General features: G+C 55.0%; 20 protein-coding genes. 11 read left to right on the top strand and 9 right to left on the bottom strand.

Features of this window, described 5'->3' with window-relative positions; genetic code table 11:
- Window positions 1–11 precede the first annotated feature (11 nt).
- The gene (locus J1784_RS14240) at window positions 12–785 is read right to left on the bottom strand and encodes an SDR family NAD(P)-dependent oxidoreductase (protein ID WP_217149859.1); all 774 of its coding nucleotides are present in this window, start codon (window positions 783–785) and stop codon (window positions 12–14) included.
- Window positions 786–975: 190 nt separating this feature from the next.
- On the opposite strand from J1784_RS14240, the gene J1784_RS14235 reads away from it, so the two are divergent.
- Both J1784_RS14235 and yghU read left to right on the top strand, forming a co-directional pair.
- Window positions 976–1,878, top strand: a complete 903-nt coding sequence (locus J1784_RS14235) for a LysR substrate-binding domain-containing protein (RefSeq protein WP_217149776.1) — start codon at window positions 976–978, stop codon at window positions 1,876–1,878.
- Between the two features lie 89 nt (window positions 1,879–1,967).
- The gene (gene yghU, locus J1784_RS14230) at window positions 1,968–2,813 is read left to right on the top strand and encodes a glutathione-dependent disulfide-bond oxidoreductase (RefSeq protein WP_217149775.1); all 846 of its coding nucleotides are present in this window, start codon (window positions 1,968–1,970) and stop codon (window positions 2,811–2,813) included.
- 66 nt (window positions 2,814–2,879) lie between these two features.
- Here the strand turns inward: yghU and yghX are convergent, their stop codons facing one another.
- Window positions 2,880–3,797 (bottom strand): YghX family hydrolase, encoded by a 918-nt coding sequence (gene yghX, locus J1784_RS14225; RefSeq protein WP_217149774.1) that lies wholly within the window; start codon window positions 3,795–3,797, stop codon window positions 2,880–2,882.
- Between the two features lie 151 nt (window positions 3,798–3,948).
- On the opposite strand from yghX, the gene J1784_RS14220 reads away from it, so the two are divergent.
- Both J1784_RS14220 and J1784_RS14215 read left to right on the top strand, forming a co-directional pair.
- The gene (locus tag J1784_RS14220) at window positions 3,949–4,929 is read left to right on the top strand and encodes a WaaS/CpsH family glycosyltransferase (protein WP_217149773.1); all 981 of its coding nucleotides are present in this window, start codon (window positions 3,949–3,951) and stop codon (window positions 4,927–4,929) included.
- A gap of 43 nt (window positions 4,930–4,972) precedes the next feature.
- Window positions 4,973–5,173, top strand: coding sequence for a DNA polymerase III subunit theta (locus J1784_RS14215; RefSeq protein ID WP_112290086.1), 201 nt, complete (start codon window positions 4,973–4,975; stop codon window positions 5,171–5,173).
- A 26-nt stretch (window positions 5,174–5,199) separates the two neighbouring features.
- Here J1784_RS14215 and J1784_RS14210 read toward each other — a convergent pair whose 3' ends face one another.
- The gene (locus J1784_RS14210; protein ID WP_217149772.1) at window positions 5,200–6,081 is read right to left on the bottom strand and encodes a LysR substrate-binding domain-containing protein; all 882 of its coding nucleotides are present in this window, start codon (window positions 6,079–6,081) and stop codon (window positions 5,200–5,202) included.
- A 105-nt stretch (window positions 6,082–6,186) separates the two neighbouring features.
- Between J1784_RS14210 and J1784_RS14205 the strand changes: the two genes are divergently transcribed.
- On the top strand, window positions 6,187–6,510 hold the full coding sequence (locus J1784_RS14205) for a carboxymuconolactone decarboxylase family protein (RefSeq protein WP_217149771.1): 324 nt from the start codon (window positions 6,187–6,189) through the stop codon (window positions 6,508–6,510).
- 29 nt (window positions 6,511–6,539) lie between these two features.
- Entirely contained in the window at window positions 6,540–6,929 is a 390-nt protein-coding gene (locus J1784_RS14200) for a tautomerase family protein (RefSeq protein WP_217149770.1), read from the top strand.
- Window positions 6,930–6,960: 31 nt separating this feature from the next.
- Here the strand turns inward: J1784_RS14200 and flhA are convergent, their stop codons facing one another.
- The 6 genes from flhA to hypA form a co-directional block, all read right to left on the bottom strand.
- Window positions 6,961–9,060 carry a formate hydrogenlyase transcriptional activator FlhA gene (flhA, locus tag J1784_RS14195; RefSeq protein WP_420803973.1) on the bottom strand — a complete coding sequence of 700 codons (2,100 nt, stop codon included), beginning with the start codon at window positions 9,058–9,060 and terminating at the stop codon, window positions 6,961–6,963.
- A 102-nt stretch (window positions 9,061–9,162) separates the two neighbouring features.
- Window positions 9,163–10,185, bottom strand: coding sequence for a hydrogenase expression/formation protein HypE (gene hypE / locus J1784_RS14190; RefSeq protein WP_217149768.1), 1,023 nt, complete (start codon window positions 10,183–10,185; stop codon window positions 9,163–9,165).
- A gap of 4 nt (window positions 10,186–10,189) precedes the next feature.
- Window positions 10,190–11,335 (bottom strand): hydrogenase formation protein HypD, encoded by a 1,146-nt coding sequence (hypD, locus tag J1784_RS14185; protein ID WP_217149767.1) that lies wholly within the window; start codon window positions 11,333–11,335, stop codon window positions 10,190–10,192.
- A complete protein-coding gene (gene hypC / locus J1784_RS14180) occupies window positions 11,335–11,613 on the bottom strand; it encodes a HypC/HybG/HupF family hydrogenase formation chaperone (protein ID WP_217149766.1) in 279 nt (92 codons plus the stop codon). Before hypC ends, hypD begins: the two co-directional genes overlap by 1 nt.
- A complete protein-coding gene (hypB, locus tag J1784_RS14175) occupies window positions 11,604–12,362 on the bottom strand; it encodes a hydrogenase nickel incorporation protein HypB (protein ID WP_217149765.1) in 759 nt (252 codons plus the stop codon). The genes hypC and hypB overlap by 10 nt, the downstream gene beginning before the upstream one ends.
- Window positions 12,363–12,391: 29 nt before the next feature.
- The gene (gene hypA / locus J1784_RS14170) at window positions 12,392–12,736 is read right to left on the bottom strand and encodes a hydrogenase maturation nickel metallochaperone HypA (RefSeq protein ID WP_217149764.1); all 345 of its coding nucleotides are present in this window, start codon (window positions 12,734–12,736) and stop codon (window positions 12,392–12,394) included.
- Between the two features lie 330 nt (window positions 12,737–13,066).
- Here hypA and hycA point away from each other — a divergent pair, with 330 nt between their 5' ends.
- From hycA to J1784_RS14145, 5 genes are all read left to right on the top strand, one after another.
- Entirely contained in the window at window positions 13,067–13,534 is a 468-nt protein-coding gene (hycA, locus tag J1784_RS14165; protein ID WP_217149763.1) for a formate hydrogenlyase regulator HycA, read from the top strand.
- Between the two features lie 164 nt (window positions 13,535–13,698).
- Window positions 13,699–14,307, top strand: a complete 609-nt coding sequence (locus J1784_RS14160) for a 4Fe-4S dicluster domain-containing protein (protein WP_217149858.1) — start codon at window positions 13,699–13,701, stop codon at window positions 14,305–14,307.
- A complete protein-coding gene (locus tag J1784_RS14155) occupies window positions 14,307–16,211 on the top strand; it encodes a proton-conducting transporter transmembrane domain-containing protein (protein ID WP_217149762.1) in 1,905 nt (634 codons plus the stop codon). Before J1784_RS14160 ends, J1784_RS14155 begins: the two co-directional genes overlap by 1 nt.
- Window positions 16,212–16,221: 10 nt before the next feature.
- Window positions 16,222–17,175 (top strand): respiratory chain complex I subunit 1 family protein, encoded by a 954-nt coding sequence (locus tag J1784_RS14150; protein ID WP_217149761.1) that lies wholly within the window; start codon window positions 16,222–16,224, stop codon window positions 17,173–17,175.
- Window positions 17,176–17,219: 44 nt separating this feature from the next.
- Window positions 17,220–18,944, top strand: a complete 1,725-nt coding sequence (locus J1784_RS14145; protein WP_217149760.1) for a hydrogenase large subunit — start codon at window positions 17,220–17,222, stop codon at window positions 18,942–18,944.
- The last annotated feature ends 2 nt before the right edge of the window (window positions 18,945–18,946 follow it).

Raw genomic sequence — 18,946 nt, 5'->3', positions numbered from 1 at the left:
GACGATGATGATCAGTTGCGACCGGCCATCACACCGCCGTCAATATCCCAGATTGCGCCGGTGACCCAACCCGCTTTTTCGCTCAGCAGGAACGCGACGGTTTCAGCGATATCACGCGGCGTACCGACGCGGCCAATCGGGTGAAAACTGTTGAAGCTGTTCATCACACCTTCCACTTCATCTTTCGCGATAAAACCTTCATAAATTGGCGTCTGCACCACCGCCGGAGACACGGCGTTGACACGGATGCCGTGACCGCCCAGCTCAATCGCCATGTTTTTGGTCAGCGCATGCAGCCCGGCTTTGGCCATTGAATAGGCGGAAGAAGGCGTGGCACCGATGGCCTGCTGCGCCCACATCGACCCGATATTCACCACCGAACCGCGCGTTCCGGCTGCCAGCATATTTTTCACTACATCACGGGTGATGAAAAACGTCGCGCGGTTAATGTTCATATACATGTCGTAATCGGCTTCTTCATGCTCCGCGAAAGGTTTCGGGAAGAACACACCCGCGGCATTCACCAGCAGACTAATATCCTGATGCTCCGCGTTAATCGCGTGACGGATGTGATTCATGCCCTGCTCCGTCATCAGATCACCCACCAGCACGGAAACCGGACCGAGTGCGGAAAGCTCACGCTGCGCGGCGTCGGCTTTTTCCTGACGGTTACCGACCAGCACCACACTGCCGCCCTGCTCCAGCACCAGAAGCGCGGTTTCCAGCCCCATGCCGCTTGTACCACCAACAACCAATAATTTTTTACCGCTGAATGTGTTGCTCATCATTTTTATCTCCGCAATATTTTCTTTGTCTGTGTAACCGGAGCCGTTCGTCGTTCCGGCTGATGAGGTCATCATGCCAGCCATGCGCACCGCCAGCGACGCATAAGAAATAAGTCATCGACAAAGAAAAACTATCTCGCTACTGTGCGTTGGTACTTTGCAAAAAAATCGCCCCGACGATGAGAACATCATGCGAATCCTCAAGAGACTGAAATGGTTGCAGGCTTTTGAAGCCACCGCGCGACACGGCAGTTTTACCGGCGCGGCGAATGAGCTGGGCGTAACACCTGCTGCGGTCGGCCAGCTGGTGCGGGCACTGGAAGAATGGGTCGGACATCCGCTGCTTACGCGCAGCCGCTCCGGCAGTGAACGCCTCACGCTGCTCAGCGATGTGCATGATGCGCTCGATGACATCTCGCTCGGACTGGATAAACTGGAAAGCGGCCTGACAAAACTTCGCGGGCGCAGTGCGCGCTCAGTGGTGGTGGTCACCGCCTCGCAGGTGCTGGTGATGAACTGGCTGATGCCGCGGCTTAACCGTTTTTCAGAACGCCACCAGAACATTGATATCCGTCTGGACGTCGCAGACCGGCTCACCGATCTTGCACATGGTGAAGCCGATATCGGTATCCGCTGCGGACCAGGAAACTGGCCGGGGTTACACGCCACCTGGCTGATGGATGAAGAAGTGGTGATGGTGTGCAGCCCGTCCTTGCTGCCCGCAGATAAAAAGATCAGCAATGCCTGGCTGTATGAACAAAAGCTAATCCACGACGACACGCCGCACCCTGGCGCGAATTTCCCGCTGTGGGAAAGCGTACTGAAAAAATGCGGGCTGGACGGCGTACGCCAGTCACATCAGCATATTAATTCCACCGCCGCGGTGATCCAGGCCGTGCTCAGCGGTCAGGGCATCACGCTGGTACGCAAAGCGCTGGTGCAGCAGGATTTAGATATTCACCGGCTGGTGCAGTTATTCCCGCAAATGTCGCTGCCAATCACCTGGTCTTATTATCTCGTCAGCTCTGCAAAATCATTACAACGCCCGGAAGTGCAGGCATTTCACGACTGGATGGTGGAAGAAATTCACTGACCGGCACAGGGCACATTCTCAGCGTCATCGTTGATTATCTCCTGCTAAACTTTTGAGTCTTATCCTCAAAAAAAGATGCGGAGAATGTCATGTCAGAACAGTATCAGCCACCGAAAGTCTGGACCTGGAATAAAGACGAAGTCAGCAAGTTCTCGAACATCAACCGCCCGATAGCGGGCCCGACGCATGAGAAAACGCTGCCGGTCGGTAAACACCCGCTTCAGCTGTATTCTCTTGGCACACCGAACGGCCAGAAAGTGACGATCCTGCTGGAAGAATTGCTGGAACAAGGCGTCAGCGGTGCGGAATATGATGCGTTTATTATCCGCATCAACGAAGGCGATCAGTTCTCCAGCGGATTTGTGGACGTTAACCCGAACTCAAAAATTCCGGCACTGCTGGATAACTCGACCACGCCGCCGATCCGCGTGTTTGAATCCGGCAATATCCTGCTGTACCTGGCCGAAAAATTCGGTAAGTTCCTGCCGAAAGATCTCGCCGGTCGTACCGAAACCCTGAACTGGTTGTTCTGGCTGCAAGGCTCCGCGCCTTATCTGGGCGGCGGCTTCGGGCATTTTTATCATTACGCACCGGTCAAAATCGAATACGCCATTAACCGCTTTACGATGGAAGCGAAACGTCAGCTGGATGTGCTGGATCGTCAGCTTGCGGAGCACCGTTTCATCGCCGGTGAAGAATACACCATTGCCGATATCGCCATTTTCACCTGGTACGGCAGTCTGGCGCAGGGCGGCTTGTACGAGTCCGCCGAGTTCCTCGACATCAAATCCTATAAGCATTTCCAGCGCTGGGCTGCGGATATTGCCAGCCGTCCGGCGGTGAAACGTGGCCGTATTGTTAACCGCACCTGGGGTGACGAACAGCTGGAAGAACGCCACGATGCCTCTGATTTCGATGGCGTGCTGAAGTCGTAACAGCCTGACAGCAGATAAACAAAGGGCGGGATTTTGCGATCCCGCCCTTTTTGCGTTTATGCGTTTTCAGGCATTTTCGGTTTGCGGGTCGAGATACTTTTTGAACCAGGCGACGGTCCTTTCCCACGCTAAATCTGCTGCTGCTTTGTCGTAGCGTGGTGTGGAATCATTGTGGAAACCGTGATTCACGCCGGGGTAAATATGCGCCTCATAGACTTTATTATTGGCTTTCAACGCCGCTTCATACGCAGGCCAGCCTTCGGTAATCGGTTTATCCAGCTCGGCGTAATGCAGCAATAACGGTGCTTTTATTTTCGGCACATCTTCGGCTTTCGGCTGACGACCATAGAAAGGCACCGCCGCGGCCAGTTCCGGATACGCCACCGCCGCCGCGTTAGCCACGCCGCCGCCGTAACAAAAACCGGTGATCCCGACTTTGCCGGTCGCCGTTTCGTGATGCATCAGAAACTCAACGGCCGCAAAAAAGCCATTCATCAGTTTGGTCGGATCGACCTTTTGTTGCAGCTCGCGCCCTTTTTCATCGTTACCCGGATAACCGCCGACTGAACTCAGGCCGTCCGGCGCCAGCGCGGTGAATCCGGCTTTCGCCACACGTCGTGCCACGTCTTCAATGTAGGGATTCAGCCCGCGATTTTCATGCACCACCACTACGCCGGGCGCTTTACCGGGCACTTTACCGGCAAACCTGGCCGGACGCACCAGATACGCCCGCACGCTGCCGTGTCCCTGCGGCGAGGGATAGTGAATGTATTCCGCCACAATATCCGGATCGGTGAATTCCACCTGTTCGGCATAGGCATAATTGGGTGTCATCAGCGTGGTCAGTGCGGCAAGGGACAATCCGCCCGCGACAAATTTTGCCGATAAATCAAGAAACTCACGTTTGGTCATTTTGCCGTGTACGTAGAAATCAAAATATTCGAGGAGTTCAGGTGGGAAATCTTTAGCTGTCATTCGCGTCATTTTCAGGCTCCGTTCCATGCAAAAGAAGCATAAATAATGGCCTGATTTTGACGATTTTGTAAACCGGTTGTGAAATTGACCGCCAATCCTCCCCCGCTCAGAACCTTTTAACGGCGGAGAATGCTAAACTACAGCGCAAAATGGAGAAGCAATGAAAATACATTTCATCGAGTGGAACTCAGAATACGAACGGATGATGACGTCTGCTCTGAAAAAAGAATTTAATGTGCAGACGATTTATAACGTCAAAAAACACTATAAATCTGTTCATGCATTATTGCCCGGGAAGGGCCTGAAACGCTGGCACCAGCGGCTGCACTCCTCTATCAAATTCCGCCACATCGGGAAAGACGATATCGTTATTTGTAACGGTTACAGCGCTTTTTTGATGCTGGATTTTCTTGCTCTGCTGAATTGCAAAAAAATACTGGTGCTGCGCGATTCAGTTGCCGCCCTGACGGCGAAAAGACGCAGGCTAAAATTACTGGCAGAAGACGAAAATTATCTCGACAGAGCGATGCCCGTTTTTGATGTTATTTACAGTTTTGATCCCGATGATTGCAGGAAATACGGCTTGTCCTTTGTCAGTCAGTTTTTACCCTTCACCCGCAATGACATTGCTGTGCAAGTGGCTGAGCGGGTAAACGCCCCGACAGAACATTCATGCTTTTATGTCGGGGGTTATGATGATTACCGGGCAGGTCTGATTAATGATCTGGCGCCAATATTGCGGGAAAATCACTGCCAGCCGGATTTTTATCTGGTGGGGGGTGACGCGGAGGATCCAAAATACTCCGCCTTCTGCATCAATGAAAAAATCAGTTATCAGCAAAATATTGAGAAACTGAAACGCTCCTCAGTCGTGCTGGAAATTAACAAACCGGGTCAAAGCGGATTAACTCTGCGCGCACTCGAGGCGATGGCTTTCAATAAAAAGCTGATTACTAATAACGCCTCAATAAAAGATTATGATTTTTATCACTCTGATAAAATCTTTATCTGGGGAGAAGATGACCGCAACAGCCTGGCCCGCTTTCTGTCATCACAGCATCAGAAAACTGACCTGGCTTTGATGAAAAGTTATTGCGCCGACGGCATGCTGAAAACATTGACCGGAACTGCAGTAGAATAAAATTTATGCCTGCCAACACAACCGGGCAGCAAAAGGAAACGCTATGAACAACAATCTCGCAGGGCTGAGTAAAGAAGAAATGGACAAAGTGAGTGCCGGACTGGCCGCCGGGACGGTCGCAGTGCGTGAGCGCAACAATCTGCCGGTGAATGCAGATGAAGTTGAAATGGAGCAGCCTGAACACCTGCGCGCATATTTTCGCGAGCGTCTGGCGCACTATCGTCAGCAGCCCGCAAAAAAGTAACCGAACCTGATTACCGGCAAACAGATTTAGCGGCGCACCGCGAAAAAATCGTTTATCGCCCGGATCAGATAACCCGTCGCCTCACCGGGCGGCGTCTGCCCCTGATGCAGGCTGATCCCTACCTCGCCCGGTTCGGGCAACTCATTCAATATTCTGACCGTCTGCGGCCTGCCGAAATCGGTACGCACCGTAACGCCTAATCCCGCCGACATCGCGGCCCAGATCCCGCTCAGGCTGCGGCTGGTAAACGCGATACGCCACGGAATACCCGCTTTATCCAGCGCCGTTGTGGCGGCATTTCGCATCAGGCACGGCGCTTCGAAAACCAGCAACGGCACCGGTTCGCCGGTTTCCTGATAACGTTGCAGGTCGAAGTTTTCAGGGCCAATCCAGCGCATTGGTATACGCCCGAGCGACTGACTTGACGGGAAAAGCGGCGCGTCATCAGCCTGCCAGCACACCGCAAGATCAAACTCGTTATGGCGGATCCCGTCGAGTAATTGCTGGTTGCGGGTAATGCTGGCCGATAGCTGAACCTGCGGATGTGCGCGGGTAAAGGTGCCGAGAAGTGCCGGTAACAGCGCTTCGCCGAAATCCTCCTGCATTCCCAGATTCAGGCTGCCGCTCAGGGCGCTGGCAAGCATAACGGCGCTGGCTTCATCGTTGAGACTGAGGATCCGCCGCGCATAGCTCAGCATCACCTCGCCGCGCTCCGTCAGAATCAGATGTCGTCCCGATTTTTGTACCAGCTCCGTACCGGCCTGCTGTTCCAGCTTTTTCAGCTGGGCGCTGACAGCGGAAGTCGAGCGCCCCAGCCGGTCTGCCGCCAGCACAAAACTCCCCAGTTCAATGCCGGTGACAAAACTGCGCAACGCCTGTGCATCAAAAGTTACCGGCCGTTTTGCCACGTTTAATCATCCTGTTTTTATGGATTAATGCTGCTGATATTTTCGATATTAAGGACAACCATAACGTCTTATGCTCTTTTTCACACACGTTAAAAGGAGCCTGATATGAGCACAACTTCATCCCAAACCCAGACGCTGGATACCATGTCGCGGCTGACGCCTAAATTTGCAGAGCTGACAGAGCAGGTGTTGTTCGGTGATTTGTGGAAAAGAGACCAACTGTCACCGCGTGACCGCAGCCTGATCACCGTTGCTGCGCTGATTGCCCTGAACCGCACGGAGCAACTGCCCTTTCATCTGAATCTGTCGGTGGAAAACGGCGTCACTCATGCTGAAATTTCCGAGACGATCACGCATCTGGCGTTTTATGCCGGATGGCCCGCCGCTGCGTCTGCCCTGACGCGTTTCGCCGCTCTCGGTGATAAGTAACCCGTAGCCAGTCACAAGAGAAACTGAAGATGCCTTTTACCCGAATTTCCTTACCCGAACACCGTGCAGATGACTGGCAGGATACTATTTCCGCTATTTTACAGAACGCGCTGGTAGAACATTTCGCTGTTCCGGCAGATGACTGTTTTCAGCTGTTTGAACCGGCAGGCCGTGGTCAGCGGGTGATTAACCCGACATATCTGGCCGGGAAAAATGATCAACGCTCAGAGGATTTTTTGCTGTTTCACATCACCGCAGGCAAACCGCGCAACGGCTACCAGAAACAGGAGCTGTTCCGTCATCTGGCAGGAAATCTGCACGCCGCGCTGGGAATTGCTCCGGCAGATGTGATGGTGGTGGTGAGTTTTACTCATCCGGAAGACTGGTCATTCAGCCACGGGGAAATGTTTACGCTGTGAAGGGAAGGCTGCCCGCAGGCAGCCGGTAAAATCAGCGGGCGGCAATCCCTAACTTTTTCATCCGCGATAATAGCGTGGTGCGCTTTAACCCCAGCCGCTGAGCTGCGCCGCGGGGCCCGGCGACAACGCCGTTAGTTTCTTTCAGCACCTGTAAAATGCGCTCCCGTTCGTCTTCTTCACTCAGTTGCGGTGCGGGCGCGCTTTCACGCACAGCGGGAGAGACCACCTGGGCCATCGGCAAGGGGTAATTGAGTTCAGGAAGTTGCAAATCCAGCACCGTTCCGCGGGTCAGAAGCACTGCACGCTCAATGACATTTTCCAGTTCGCGTACGTTGCCAGGCCACGGCATACGGCTCAGCAGACGCAGGGTTTCCGCCGGAATACTGTCGATGGTACGCTTCATACGTTTGGCGATTTTATAGGTAAGAAATTTCACAAGTTGCGGGATATCTTCCGGACGTTCACGCAGCGGCGGAATAACAATCGGGAACACGTTCAGCCGGTAATACAGGTCACTGCGAAATTCTTTATCAGCCACCATCTGCCGCAGGTCGCGGTTGGTCGCCGCGATCATCCGCACATTCACCGAGATCAGCTTGTTGCCGCCCACCCGTTCAAACTCCTGCTCCTGCAAGATGCGCAGTAATTTCGGTTGCAACTCCAGCGGAATTTCTCCCACTTCATCCAGAAACAGCGTGCCCTGATCGGCCAGTTCGAAGCGCCCCATTCTTTGCGCCGTGGCGCCGGTGAATGAGCCTTTTTCATGGCCGAACAGATCACTTTCCATCAGACCCGCCGGCATCGCCGCACAGTTCATTTTCACCATGCGCTGATCGCGACGATCGCCGAGGTTATGAATAGCACGGGCGATCAGTTCTTTACCGGTGCCGGTTTCACCGAGGATCAGCACCGAGCAGTCGCTTTTCGCCACGATCTCAACCTGTTTCAGCACCGCAGACATGGAAGGACTGCGCCCGACAATGTCGCTGAAATCCGGGTTATTGCTGTTGATTTGCTCGGTGAGATACAGGTTTTCGTGTTGCAGTTTTTCCTTCAGGCTTTTGATTTCCTGATAGGCCAGCGCGTTATCCACGGCAATCGCAATGCGTTCGGCAATTTGCTGTAAAACCCGTAAATTCGCGGTATTGAAATTATCCGGCTGACACTGCGCCAGTTTCAGCACGCCCAGTGTTTTATGACCAAAACGCAGAGGCAGAATGCACAGGGTTTTGGTCTGGTCACGCCACAGCAGCTGGAACAGCGTGCTTTCATCGCTCCCGAAGTCTTCTGATGGCCGGACATTGGTCAGCAGCATTTCGCCACTTTTCATCACCTGCTGCTCAAGGGAACCGCTCAGCGTCATGCGCGACTGCTCGCGTTCGGCAACGTGCGTCTGGACGTAATGGGTGGCGTAAACGCTGGCCTGTTCGCTGTCTTTAGCCGCATCGCAAAGCACAATGCTGATGGCATTGATGTGGAAAAAATGATGGATAGTTTTGGCAATTTCGCCGGTCAGTTCGTCAAGATCCAGCTTTGAGAGAACCGCGTTAGTGATATCAACCAGAATGCGGAAATCGTCACGCTCGTGACGCAGCTGAGATTGCTGGAACAGTGCATTTTCACGCAACTGAATTTGTTCAACCGCAATCGCTGCCAGCATACACAGTTCGTGCAGACCGTTTTTGTCCTCTACGCTGAACGGTGTGTCATTCTGGCGGGTAAATTCACAGCCGCCCAGCAAGCCGGATGAGGCCAGCAAAGGCACCAGACAATATCCGGTAAACGCCGGATACAGGTTCAGTGCGCTCAGCTGAGGAAAATGCAGATGCAAAGCATCGCTGCGCCAGACCTGCGTTTTCGGGTTGCTCAGCAAGGCATGAACCGGACCGGTCGCCAGCAGCGTTTCATCTTCGTAACTTACCGGCTGATGATGCGGATCGATACCATAAAAACTGACCCGCTCGCTTGGGTTGTCGATATTCTGATTGTCGAAAAGAACCAGCGTCACGGCGTCGGCAATACCGGCAGCCTGCACCACCTGCGTGAGAGTTTCCAGCAGCGATGTCATGGTCTGTTGCAGCAGCAGTGTGCGCGTCAGTTCCAGCAATCCTTTGTGTTTGGTAATGCTCATTGTTGCACTCTGCATAGCGTTAGCTCTGGATAGCATGAATTTTTGAATAAAAACGGCAGAGAAAATTCTACCCCTTTCGCCGCAACAGGCCCCCTGACGAGATCAACAAATCCGGGGTAATGGCTCCGCATTTGGTAACATTAGCTGGCGTGAAACCCCCAGCGCACCGCGCAGACAAACCTGCGGCGATGCCGTCACCTCACCGATGGTGGCAGCGTCAGCGCCGAGCGGATGGCTGTGCAATAATTTCAGTACCGCGTTTTCTTCCTGTGCCGAGACTACCGCCACCAGTTTTCCTTCATTGGCAAAATTGAGTGGCTCCAGCCCGAGCAGTTCGCAAATTCCCCGTACTGCCGGTTTAACCGGTATAGCGGTTTCGTCGATGCAAATCCCGAATCCGCTGGCGGCTCTGAACTCGTGAAGAATGGCATTTACCCCGCCTCGTGTGGCATCGCGCAAGGCACGGACACCGGAAAGTGCGCGCAGCGGCGCGATCATCGGCGCCAGCACCGCGCAGTCGCTTTCCACCTCCAGCGTCATTCCCAGCTGTTCGCGAAGGTTAAGGATAGTGGCCCCGTGATCGCCCAGCGTGCCGCTGACGATCACTTTGTCCCCGACCTGGATCCGGCTGGCGGCCCAGTGAACATCGGCAGGAATCACCCCGATCCCCGCCGTATTAATAAAGATTTTATCCGCCGCACCGCGCTGCACCACCTTGGTGTCGCCGGTGACAATGGCGATTCCCGCCTCGCGTGCGGTCTGCGCCATCGACTTCACAATTTTCTGCAAGTCTTCCAGCGGCAGTCCTTCTTCGAGAATAAACCCGCAGGAAAGATAAGCGGGTGTAGCGCCGCTGACCGCCAGGTCATTCGCCGTGCCGCACACCGCCAGCTTGCCGATGTTACCGCCTGGGAAAAACACCGGATCGATGACATAGCTGTCCGTGGTGAATGCCAGCCGGTCACCCTGCGCACTCAGACTGGCAATCGACAAACGCGCCGCATCTTCGCGCTCGCTGAGCCACGGGTTATCGAAAGCACTGAGGAACAGGCGTTCGATTATCTGCTGCATCGCCCGCCCGCCGCTGCCGTGCGCCATTGTGATGACGTCCTTATGTTCACTCATCTTGCTACGCACCTTCTGTTGTTCTTTCTTGTACTGCGGTTTCCTGATGCCGGTACTGATACCACGCTGCACAGGCACCTTCAGATGACACCATCAGCGCGCCGAACGCGTTATGCGGCGTACAACCGGTGCCAAACAACGGGCATTCATGCGGCTTGCAACGCCCGGTGAGCACTTCGCCACAACGGGAACGCGGGTCATCCGCCACCGGCTGCACCTGCGGGCTGAAGCGCAGTTCCGCATCAAACGCTGAGTAAGCCGCGCTCAGGGAAATGCCGGACTCTTTGATAATCCCCAGCCCGCGCCATTCGCTGCTGCCGGAAAGCGTAAATACTTCGCGCATCGCTTCCTGTGCCAGCAGGTTACCCTCTTGCGGCACAACGCGCCGGTACTGGTTTTCGGTTTTACACGATGCCTCGCAAACTTGTTCCACCAGCATCAGCACGCTTTGCAGCATATCCAGTGGTTCGAAACCGCTTATCACCAGCGGCTTACCAAATTCTTTATTGATGAAATCATACGGCGCGATCCCGGTCACCATGCTGACGTGGCCGGGCGCCAGAAACGCGTCGATGCGCACATCATCTTGTTCCAGCAGACTGCGCAAGGTCGGCATCAGGCTGATGTGCTGGCAGAAGACAGTGAAATTTTTCAGCCCTTCCCGCCGCGCCTGTTGCAGCGTAACCGCAGTGACCGGCAACGTGGTTTCAAAACCGAGTGCAAAAAACACTACCTGAGAATGCGGGTTTTCACGCGCCAGTTTCAACGCATCCAGCGGCGAATAAACCACCCGCACGTCCGCGCCCCGTTCGCGCGCCTGCAACAGCGAACCCTGTTTGCCCGGCACCCGCAACGCATCGCCAAAAGTGCAAAAAATCACCCCGTCATGTGCCGCGATTTCACAGCAGGCATCAATTCGCCCCATTGGCAGCACGCACACCGGACACCCCGGCCCGTGGATAAATTCCAGTTGCGGTGGCAGCAGTTTATCCAGACCGAATTTGAAAATAGCGTGGGTATGACCGCCGCACACTTCCATAATTTGCATCGGTTTTTCTGCGCTGTAAGGCAGATGAGCCGCCCGCTGATGCAGGCGTTCGATTAATGTTTTCGCCAGTTTCGGATCCCGAAATTCATCAACAAAACGCATTACCTTGTCTCTCCCGCACCCAAAAATAAGGCGACGTCGGCTTCCACTTCTTCCATCGCGTGCAGCGCGGCCAGCGTGTCCAGCGCTTCCTGCTCATCGAGTCGGCTCAGGGCAAAACCGACGTGGATTAATACCCAGCAGCCGATCAGCGCTTCACGTTCGCCTTCACGCACCAGCGCGATATTGACCTCGCGTCGCAATCCGCACACCTGCGCCCAGGCGTGATCGGGCTGAGTTTCATGCAGCGCGACAATTTGCCCCGGAATGCCTATGCACATCGTTGCTGCTCCAGCCAAAGCAGCCACTGATCCATGCCTTCTCCCGTAGTGGCGGAAAGTTGGATCACTTCAATCTGCGGATTGACCTGCCGCGCATTGGCGATACAGATTCCAACGTCAAAACTGACGTAAGGCAGCAGGTCGATTTTGTTAAGGATCATCAGCTGAGAGGCGGCAAACATATGCGGGTATTTAAGCGGTTTGTCTTCACCCTCGGTCACCGACAGCACCGCAACTTTATGCAGTTCGCCGAGATCAAAACTGGCCGGACACACCAGATTGCCTACGTTTTCGATAAACAGCAGACTGTTATTGTTTGGCGATAATTGATGCAGCGCATCGTGAACCATTTGCGCGTCCAGATGGCAGCCTTTACCGGTATTGACCTGAATCGCCGGAACGCCGGTGGCGCGTATCCGGTCGGCGTCGTTGGTGGTTTGCTGGTCGCCTTCAATGACCGCGCAGTCGAAATAAGGCGCCAGCCGGGTCAGGGTGCTGGTCAGTAAAGTGGTTTTGCCGGAACCGGGACTGGACACCAGATTCAGCGCCAGAATACCCGCCGCAGCAAAGTGCTCGCGGTTGTGGGCGGCAATATGATTATTCTTAGCCAGCACGTCCATTTCGATATCCACCAGACGACGCGCCGCAAACGGCAGGCCGTGGGAATGTTCATGAGAATGATAAGCGTGTTCGCTGCTGACGCCTTCAATACGAAGTTCGCCGCTGGCACAACCACAGGTACTGCACATAGCTTTCTCCCCGGGCAAATGAACGCCCGTTATTCGATTTCGATACGTTTAATTTTCATGCCGTCACCGGCAATCACCCGCAAATCCCGTCCGCCACACTGCGGGCAAATCAGCACGTTTAGGCTGAGCAGCGCAACATCCTGCTGACAGGTACGGCACCAGCTTTCTGCCAGGGGTGTTTCCAGATGCAATTCGCATCCCTGCGCCAGCGTTTCGCGACACGCCAGTTCAAAACAAAACTGCACGGCCTCCGGTTCGACGCAGGAAAACGCACCGATTTCCATCCACACTGCCGTTATTTTTCGCGCATTATTTTGCCGCCCGAACTGTTCCATTATTTCCACGGCATTCTGGCATAACGTAATTTCATGCATTATTTCCCCCTCCTTCAGGAGAACAATAAAAAGAGAGGCTGCAATATTGATGCCAGAAATTTTGACACTTTGCGTTTTTGCAAAAAACGCTCAGGAAATGATGCGAAGAAATAAACGGACATCGACCGACATAATTGTCGAAATAAGGTGTCATCGACATGTCATTTATTTTCTCACCGGACATAGCGCTGCCGTTAAAAATACCTTAAGCCATTAATTCAAAAGCATTTATAAGAATAATTCACAAACTGGCACGCTTTATGCCAACAGAGAGTCATGCGTCGTATTTTCGTCATCACCCGACATATCAATTCACAACGGATAATGAACATGAGCACTCTCAGCGAACTGACCACTAAAGCCGACTACATCGCCAGCAAAAACAGCCATCTGAAATCACAATGGCGCACGTATCAGAACAGCCTGATCCAGGCCATAACCAATTCAAATAAAAAGATAAATCATGAGTTTATCTGCGGTGAAGATCAGGACATCCGTTTCACCTTGTTTAACCATTTCACCATCAGCATTCATCTTCGCGACGACTTCTACAGTCAGGATATTGTTTACAGCCTGAACATGGCGCACAGCGGTGAAGAGCCTGACTTTCTGGCGTTTGCCCACGCCACATTGAGCGAAGAAGGCCGCGTTGACGGCGCTGTGGATATTAAAGATAAGAACGCCGTTCTCGAGCATTATCTCAATAAAATTTCGGCTATTTATCAGTGCATTTTTGACTCTCTGAAAAGTAATCAACCTATTCACTCCGGGCTCGAAAAATTACTCAGCCATGCCTGAGTCATATGCAGAAATACATTATTCCCCCGGCAGAACAGAAATAATTTTATCGCCGGTTTTTTACTGGGATCAATTCCGACATAAGTGTCGAAATGTCAATTTAAGTGCCGATTTCGTCACCTTTGACGAAATACCAAGGAGACTTCATGCGCAATATGGCCGCCATGAATCAGTATGTGATCGCGGACCCCAAACTTTGTATCGGCTGCAATACCTGCATGGCGAGCTGTTCTCAGGAACACCAGCTTCAGGGCCTGCAATCCGCGCCCCGTTTGCAGGTGATGCGCAACCGGCTGGATTCCGCACCGGTGATGTGTCACCAGTGTGAAGACGCGCCGTGCGCGCAGGTTTGTCCGGTGAACGCCATCACCCGTGAAAACGACGCCATTCATCTCAACGAAAGCCTGTGTGTGAGCTGCAAACTGTGCGGTATCGCCTGTCCGTTCGGAGCGATTACATTTTCTGCCAGCACACCGCTGGATATTCCACGCGACTGCAATACCTCAAAAGCGCTGCCCGCACCGCGTGCGCCGCGCGCTGTCAGTCCGTTTCTCGACTGCGTGCCGGGGCTTCGCGCCGTGGCCGTGAAATGCGACTTATGCAGCTTCAGCCCTGAAGGTCCGGCGTGCATTAAAACCTGTCCCACGCAGGCCATCACTCTGGTTACCGCCAGTCTGTCTGAATATTCCAGCCAGCAAAAACGCCTCAATGCCATGAACGTTTTTCCCGCGGGACTGACCTCACTGAACGCCCCTGATACGGAGGCTAAATAATGACGACTTTATTTTCCGGTGAACCGGCGTCGTTACTGGCGCTGGCGCTGCTGGTCTGGGTGCTGAGCGGCATGGGCGGCTGGATTTTGGCTGCCATGACGAAAGTCAGCAGCCTGATTTTTGGCACGGGCGGCATGGTGGCTGCGCTGTGCGTCATCGTGGCCGCATTACAGATTTTGCAGGGCGGCGCAACGGTTCAGGCCATGCTGCCGGTTCTGCCCTTTCACGCAGAGCTGACCGAGCTGAATTCGTTAATTTTGCTGGCGATGTCCGTCACCGCGCTCATGAGCACCCTGTACGCCTGCGCGTGGATGGCTAATGTCAGTGCCCGTAAGCGTGCCCGCAGCGGTCTGATGTGTAATCTGCTGATGGCCGCCCTGACGGCAGCGGCGATTTCGGCCAGCGCTGTGGAACTTGTCCTGATGATGGAAATGGCTGCCCTGTGCGCCTATTTCATGATTGTGCAGACCGATGATGTGAAAAGCCGCCGTGCCGGTCTGAATCAGTTTTTATCCGGCCGCGCCGGTACGCTGTGTCTGATCCTGGCCTTTGCCTTGCTGCATCACGCCAGCGGCAGCGTGAATTTTGAAGTGCTGCGCCACGTAACGTTTACGCCGGGCATCAAATCGCTGGCCTTCGTGCTGGCGCTGACGGGTTTCGGGCTGTACGCCGGGATTATCCCGCTACATGCCTGGGTACCGCAATCCCATTCCAGCGCGCCCGCTCACGCCGCCGCCTTATTCTCTTCTGCCCTGATGAAGGTCGGCATTATCGGCATCGTAAAAGTCGGTCTGGATCTGCTGGGTGCGCCGCCACTCTGGTGGGGTCTGTTGGTATTGCTTCTGGCTGTGCTGACCGCGTTTATCGGCGGGCTGTATGCCCTGATGGAGCATGATATCCGCCGTCTGCTGGCCTATCACACGCTGGAAAACATCGGAATTATTTTGCTCGGCGTCGGAGGCGCAATGACCGGCGTGGCGCTGAATCTGCCGGTGCTGGCTTCGACAGCGCTGCTGGCGGGTCTGTTCCATCTGTTCAACCACGGGCTGTTTAAAACGGCGCTGTTCCTCGGTGCCGGTGAAATTGAAATGCAGACCGGCATTAAGGACATGGAGAAACTAGGCGGTATCGCCCGCCTGATGCCGTGGACAGCAGCTGCCATGCTGATTGCGCTGATGTCGATGGCCGCGCTGCCGCCGTTAAACGGTTTCGCCAGTGAATGGCTGTTGTATCAGTCCCTGTTCCAGCTGAGCACCAGCCATGTCTTTATCGCCCGTCTGATGGGGCCGCTGCTGGCGGTCGGTCTGGCTCTGACCGGCGCGCTGGCGCTGATGTGTATTGCCAAAGTGTTTGGCGTCACTTTCCTTGGTACACCGCGCTGCCAGGCCGCCGCCGATGCCACACCAGCGCCGCTGGCAATGACATTCAGTACGATATTGCTGGCGCTGCTGTGCGTGATTTCCGGCGTGGCCTCGCCGTGGATTATTCCGCAATTCTCCGCTGTTGCCGCCTCCGTATTAAACACGCCAGTTTTGCTGGCAGCACAGCATGGCGTGGCGTTTTCCCCGACGTCCGCGGTGTCTGCCCCAATGGTGGCGATTTTGCTGCTGGGAATGCCGTTAGTGCCGTGGCTTGTTGCGGTGTTACTGCGCGGTGCGCGGCTGCCAAATCGTTCGCGTGGCGACGCCTGGGCCTGTGGTTACGCACACTCCCCGGACATGGTGGTGACGGCGACCGGTTTCGCCCAGCCGCTGCGCGTGATGTTCGCCCCGCTTTACCGTCTGCGCGTTCATGCGACACCGGCTTCACTGGTTGGTGCCCTGCACCGCGGCTGGCTGGGGGCTTTCTGCCGTCGTCTGGCGTTCATCGAACTGGCCGTATTACTGGTCGTGGCTTTTGCCTGAGGAACTGACTATGAACTTTCCTTCCCTGCTTGCCGGTTCGCTGTGGCCGCTGGCGCTTGTCCAGGTGGTGGTGTTGCTGGCTGTCGCTCCGTTATTTGCCGGATTCAGCCGCGTGATGCGTGCGCGGATGCACAACCGTCGCGGGCCCGGCGTTTTACAGGAATACCGTGACATCGCCAAATTGCTTCAGCGTCAGAGCGTCGCGCCCGCAGCGGCAGGTATGGCGTTTCGCAGTATGCCCTATCTGCTGACCGGCGGTTTGCTGGTGATCGCCACCGCTTTGCCGATGGTCACGCTGATGTCACCGATGGGCGCGGCGGGCGACCTGATTACCGTCATTTATCTGTTTGCCGTGGTGCGTTTTGTGTTTGCCATCGCCGGACTCGACACCGGCAGCACTTTCACCGGCATTGGCGCCAGCCGTGAAGCCGTTCTCGGCGTACTGGTTGAGCCGATTCTGCTGCTCGGCTTCTGGGTCGCGGCGCTGGTCGCCGGTTCCACGTCGCTCAGTGCGATTGCCGCACGCGTTCTGCACTGGCCGCTGTCCTCTTCCTTGACCCTGATTCTGGCCGGTCTGGCCTGTGCGTTCGCCACGTATATCGAAATGGGCAAGCTGCCTTTTGATATGGCCGAAGCAGAACAGGAATTACAGGAAGGGCCGCTGACCGAATATTCCGGCGCGGCGCTGGGCGTGCTGAAAATCGGCATCAGCCTGAAACAGCTGGTGGTGTTGCAGCTGTTTCTCGGCGTGTTTTTCCCGTTTGGTATGGCGGAACACCTGACGCCGCTGGCGCTGCTGACTGCCGTGATCGTCGGTCTGCTGAAGCTGCTGGTTGCCGTGTTTGTGGTCGCGCTTATCGAGAACAGCGTCGCCCGTCTGCGCTTTCTTAAAACCTCCCGCACCACCTGGGCGGGGTTTGGTCTGGCGTTTCTGGCGCTGGTTTCCTGGCTGGTCGCTGGCTGACCTGACATTTTTCTTATCCCGCCACGGCGGGAAGAGGCTTTGCAATGAGTGAGTTCAACACCGCATTAAATCAAAACCCGGTTGGCAAAGAATATCTGGCCGCACTGGCGAAACAGTTTCCTTCGGCGATTCTGGGCAGCGAATGGCAGACCGACACACAGGCGACCGTCACCATCAGGCTGAACTGGCTGCCGGAAGTGGTCGAGTGGTTGTATTACCAGCAGGGTGGCTGGCTTTCCGTGCTTTTCGGCAACGACGAACGCACGCTGTGCGGCAATTACGCGCTGTATTACGTGCTGTCGATGGAAAAAGGCGTGAAGTGCTGGATTACCGTGCGCGCCGAAGTCGATCCGATTTCACTGGAATTCCCTTCCGTGACGCCGCGTGTACCGGCGGCCGTCTGGGGCGAGCGCGAAGTGCGGGATATGTATGGTTTGCGCCCGGTCGGATTGCCTGACGAACGCCGTCTGGTGCTGCCGGACGACTGGCCTGACGATTTATATCCGCTGCGTAAAGATGCAATGGATTATCGCCAGCGCCCTGCCCCGACCACGGACGAAGAAACCTATCCGTTTATTTCTGAGGCCAAAGAAGGTAGCAAAATCGTGCCGATTGGTCCGCTGCACGTCACTTCTGACGAACCCGGCCACTTTCGTCTGTTTGTCGATGGCGAAGACATTATCGACGCAGATTATCGTCTGTTTTACGTACATCGCGGCATGGAAAAACTGGCCGAAACCCGCATGGGCTACAACGAAGTGACGTTTTTGTCAGACCGCGTGTGCGGCATTTGCGGCTTTACCCACAGCGTGGCGTATACCTCCTCGGTCGAAAACGCGATGGGGATTGTGGTGCCGGAACGCGCCCAGATGATCCGCTCCATTTTGCTGGAAGTGGAACGTCTGCACAGCCATTTGCTGAACCTCGGGCTGGCCTGTCACTTTGTCGGATTTGACTCCGGCTTCATGCAGTTTTTCCGCATCCGCGAACAGTCGATGAAGATGGCGGAAATCCTGACCGGTGCGCGTAAAACCTACGGCATGAATCTGATCGGCGGTATGCGTCGCGACATCCTCAAAGACGACATGATTGCCACCATTGCGCTGGCGGGGGGTATGCGCCGTGACCTGAATGAGCTGGTGGATATTCTGCTGAGTACCGCCAATACCGAGCAGCGCAGTATGGGCGTCGGCATTTTGGATCCTCAGGTGGCGCGTGATTTCAGTAACGTGGGGCCGATGGTGCGCGGCAGCGGTCACCGTCGCGATATGCGACAAGATCACCCTTACGCCGGTTACGCCAGACTGCCGTTTGAGCTGTGCAGCGAAACCGGCAACGACGTTTATTCCCGCCTGAAAGTCCGTATCCATGAAGTGTTCAATGCGCTGAACATGATTGAGTTCGGCCTGCAAAGTTTGCCGGGCGGCCCGCTGGCGGTGGAAGGCTTTAACTATATTCCGCACCGTTTCGCGCTGGGTTTTGCCGAAGCGCCACGCGGTGACGACATCCACTGGAGCATGACCGGCGACAACCAGAAGCTGTTCCGCTGGCGCTGCCGTGCCGCGACCTATGCCAACTGGCCGACGCTGCGCTACATGTTGCGCGGCAATACCGTTTCCGATGCCCCGCTGATTATCGGCAGTCTCGATCCCTGCTATTCCTGCACCGACCGTATGACGGTGGTCGATGTGCGCAAGAAAACGTCCATCGTCGTGCCTTACAAAGAAATCGAACGTTACGGCATCGAACGCAAAAATTCGCCGCTTTAAGG

The organism is Rahnella ecdela (assembly GCF_019049625.1).
GTDB classification, from domain to species: Bacteria; Pseudomonadota; Gammaproteobacteria; order Enterobacterales; family Enterobacteriaceae; genus Rahnella; species Rahnella ecdela.
Note: the sequence above shows the minus strand (reverse complement) of the source record. Positions and strands in the feature narration are given on the sequence as shown.

What these genes read in the sequence shown, in the direction of transcription:
- J1784_RS14240 (WP_217149859.1), bottom strand. Translation starts at nt 785, where the DNA reads ATGAGCAACACATTCAGCGGTAAAAAATTATTGGTTGTTGGTGGTACA.
- J1784_RS14155 (WP_217149762.1), top strand. Translation starts at nt 14,307, where the DNA reads ATGACGACTTTATTTTCCGGTGAACCGGCGTCGTTACTGGCGCTGGCG.
- J1784_RS14235 (WP_217149776.1), top strand. Translation starts at nt 976, where the DNA reads ATGCGAATCCTCAAGAGACTGAAATGGTTGCAGGCTTTTGAAGCCACC.
- J1784_RS14200 (WP_217149770.1), top strand. Translation starts at nt 6,540, where the DNA reads ATGCCTTTTACCCGAATTTCCTTACCCGAACACCGTGCAGATGACTGG.
- yghX (WP_217149774.1), bottom strand. Translation starts at nt 3,797, where the DNA reads ATGACGCGAATGACAGCTAAAGATTTCCCACCTGAACTCCTCGAATAT.
- flhA (WP_420803973.1), bottom strand. Translation starts at nt 9,060, where the DNA reads ATGAGCATTACCAAACACAAAGGATTGCTGGAACTGACGCGCACACTG.
- J1784_RS14215 (WP_112290086.1), top strand. Translation starts at nt 4,973, where the DNA reads ATGAACAACAATCTCGCAGGGCTGAGTAAAGAAGAAATGGACAAAGTG.
- J1784_RS14145 (WP_217149760.1), top strand. Translation starts at nt 17,220, where the DNA reads ATGAGTGAGTTCAACACCGCATTAAATCAAAACCCGGTTGGCAAAGAA.
- hypA (WP_217149764.1), bottom strand. Translation starts at nt 12,736, where the DNA reads ATGCATGAAATTACGTTATGCCAGAATGCCGTGGAAATAATGGAACAG.
- J1784_RS14150 (WP_217149761.1), top strand. Translation starts at nt 16,222, where the DNA reads ATGAACTTTCCTTCCCTGCTTGCCGGTTCGCTGTGGCCGCTGGCGCTT.
- J1784_RS14205 (WP_217149771.1), top strand. Translation starts at nt 6,187, where the DNA reads ATGAGCACAACTTCATCCCAAACCCAGACGCTGGATACCATGTCGCGG.
- hypC (WP_217149766.1), bottom strand. Translation starts at nt 11,613, where the DNA reads ATGTGCATAGGCATTCCGGGGCAAATTGTCGCGCTGCATGAAACTCAG.
- hypB (WP_217149765.1), bottom strand. Translation starts at nt 12,362, where the DNA reads ATGTGCAGTACCTGTGGTTGTGCCAGCGGCGAACTTCGTATTGAAGGC.
- J1784_RS14220 (WP_217149773.1), top strand. Translation starts at nt 3,949, where the DNA reads ATGAAAATACATTTCATCGAGTGGAACTCAGAATACGAACGGATGATG.
- yghU (WP_217149775.1), top strand. Translation starts at nt 1,968, where the DNA reads ATGTCAGAACAGTATCAGCCACCGAAAGTCTGGACCTGGAATAAAGAC.
- hypD (WP_217149767.1), bottom strand. Translation starts at nt 11,335, where the DNA reads ATGCGTTTTGTTGATGAATTTCGGGATCCGAAACTGGCGAAAACATTA.
- hycA (WP_217149763.1), top strand. Translation starts at nt 13,067, where the DNA reads ATGAGCACTCTCAGCGAACTGACCACTAAAGCCGACTACATCGCCAGC.
- J1784_RS14160 (WP_217149858.1), top strand. Translation starts at nt 13,699, where the DNA reads ATGAATCAGTATGTGATCGCGGACCCCAAACTTTGTATCGGCTGCAAT.
- hypE (WP_217149768.1), bottom strand. Translation starts at nt 10,185, where the DNA reads ATGAGTGAACATAAGGACGTCATCACAATGGCGCACGGCAGCGGCGGG.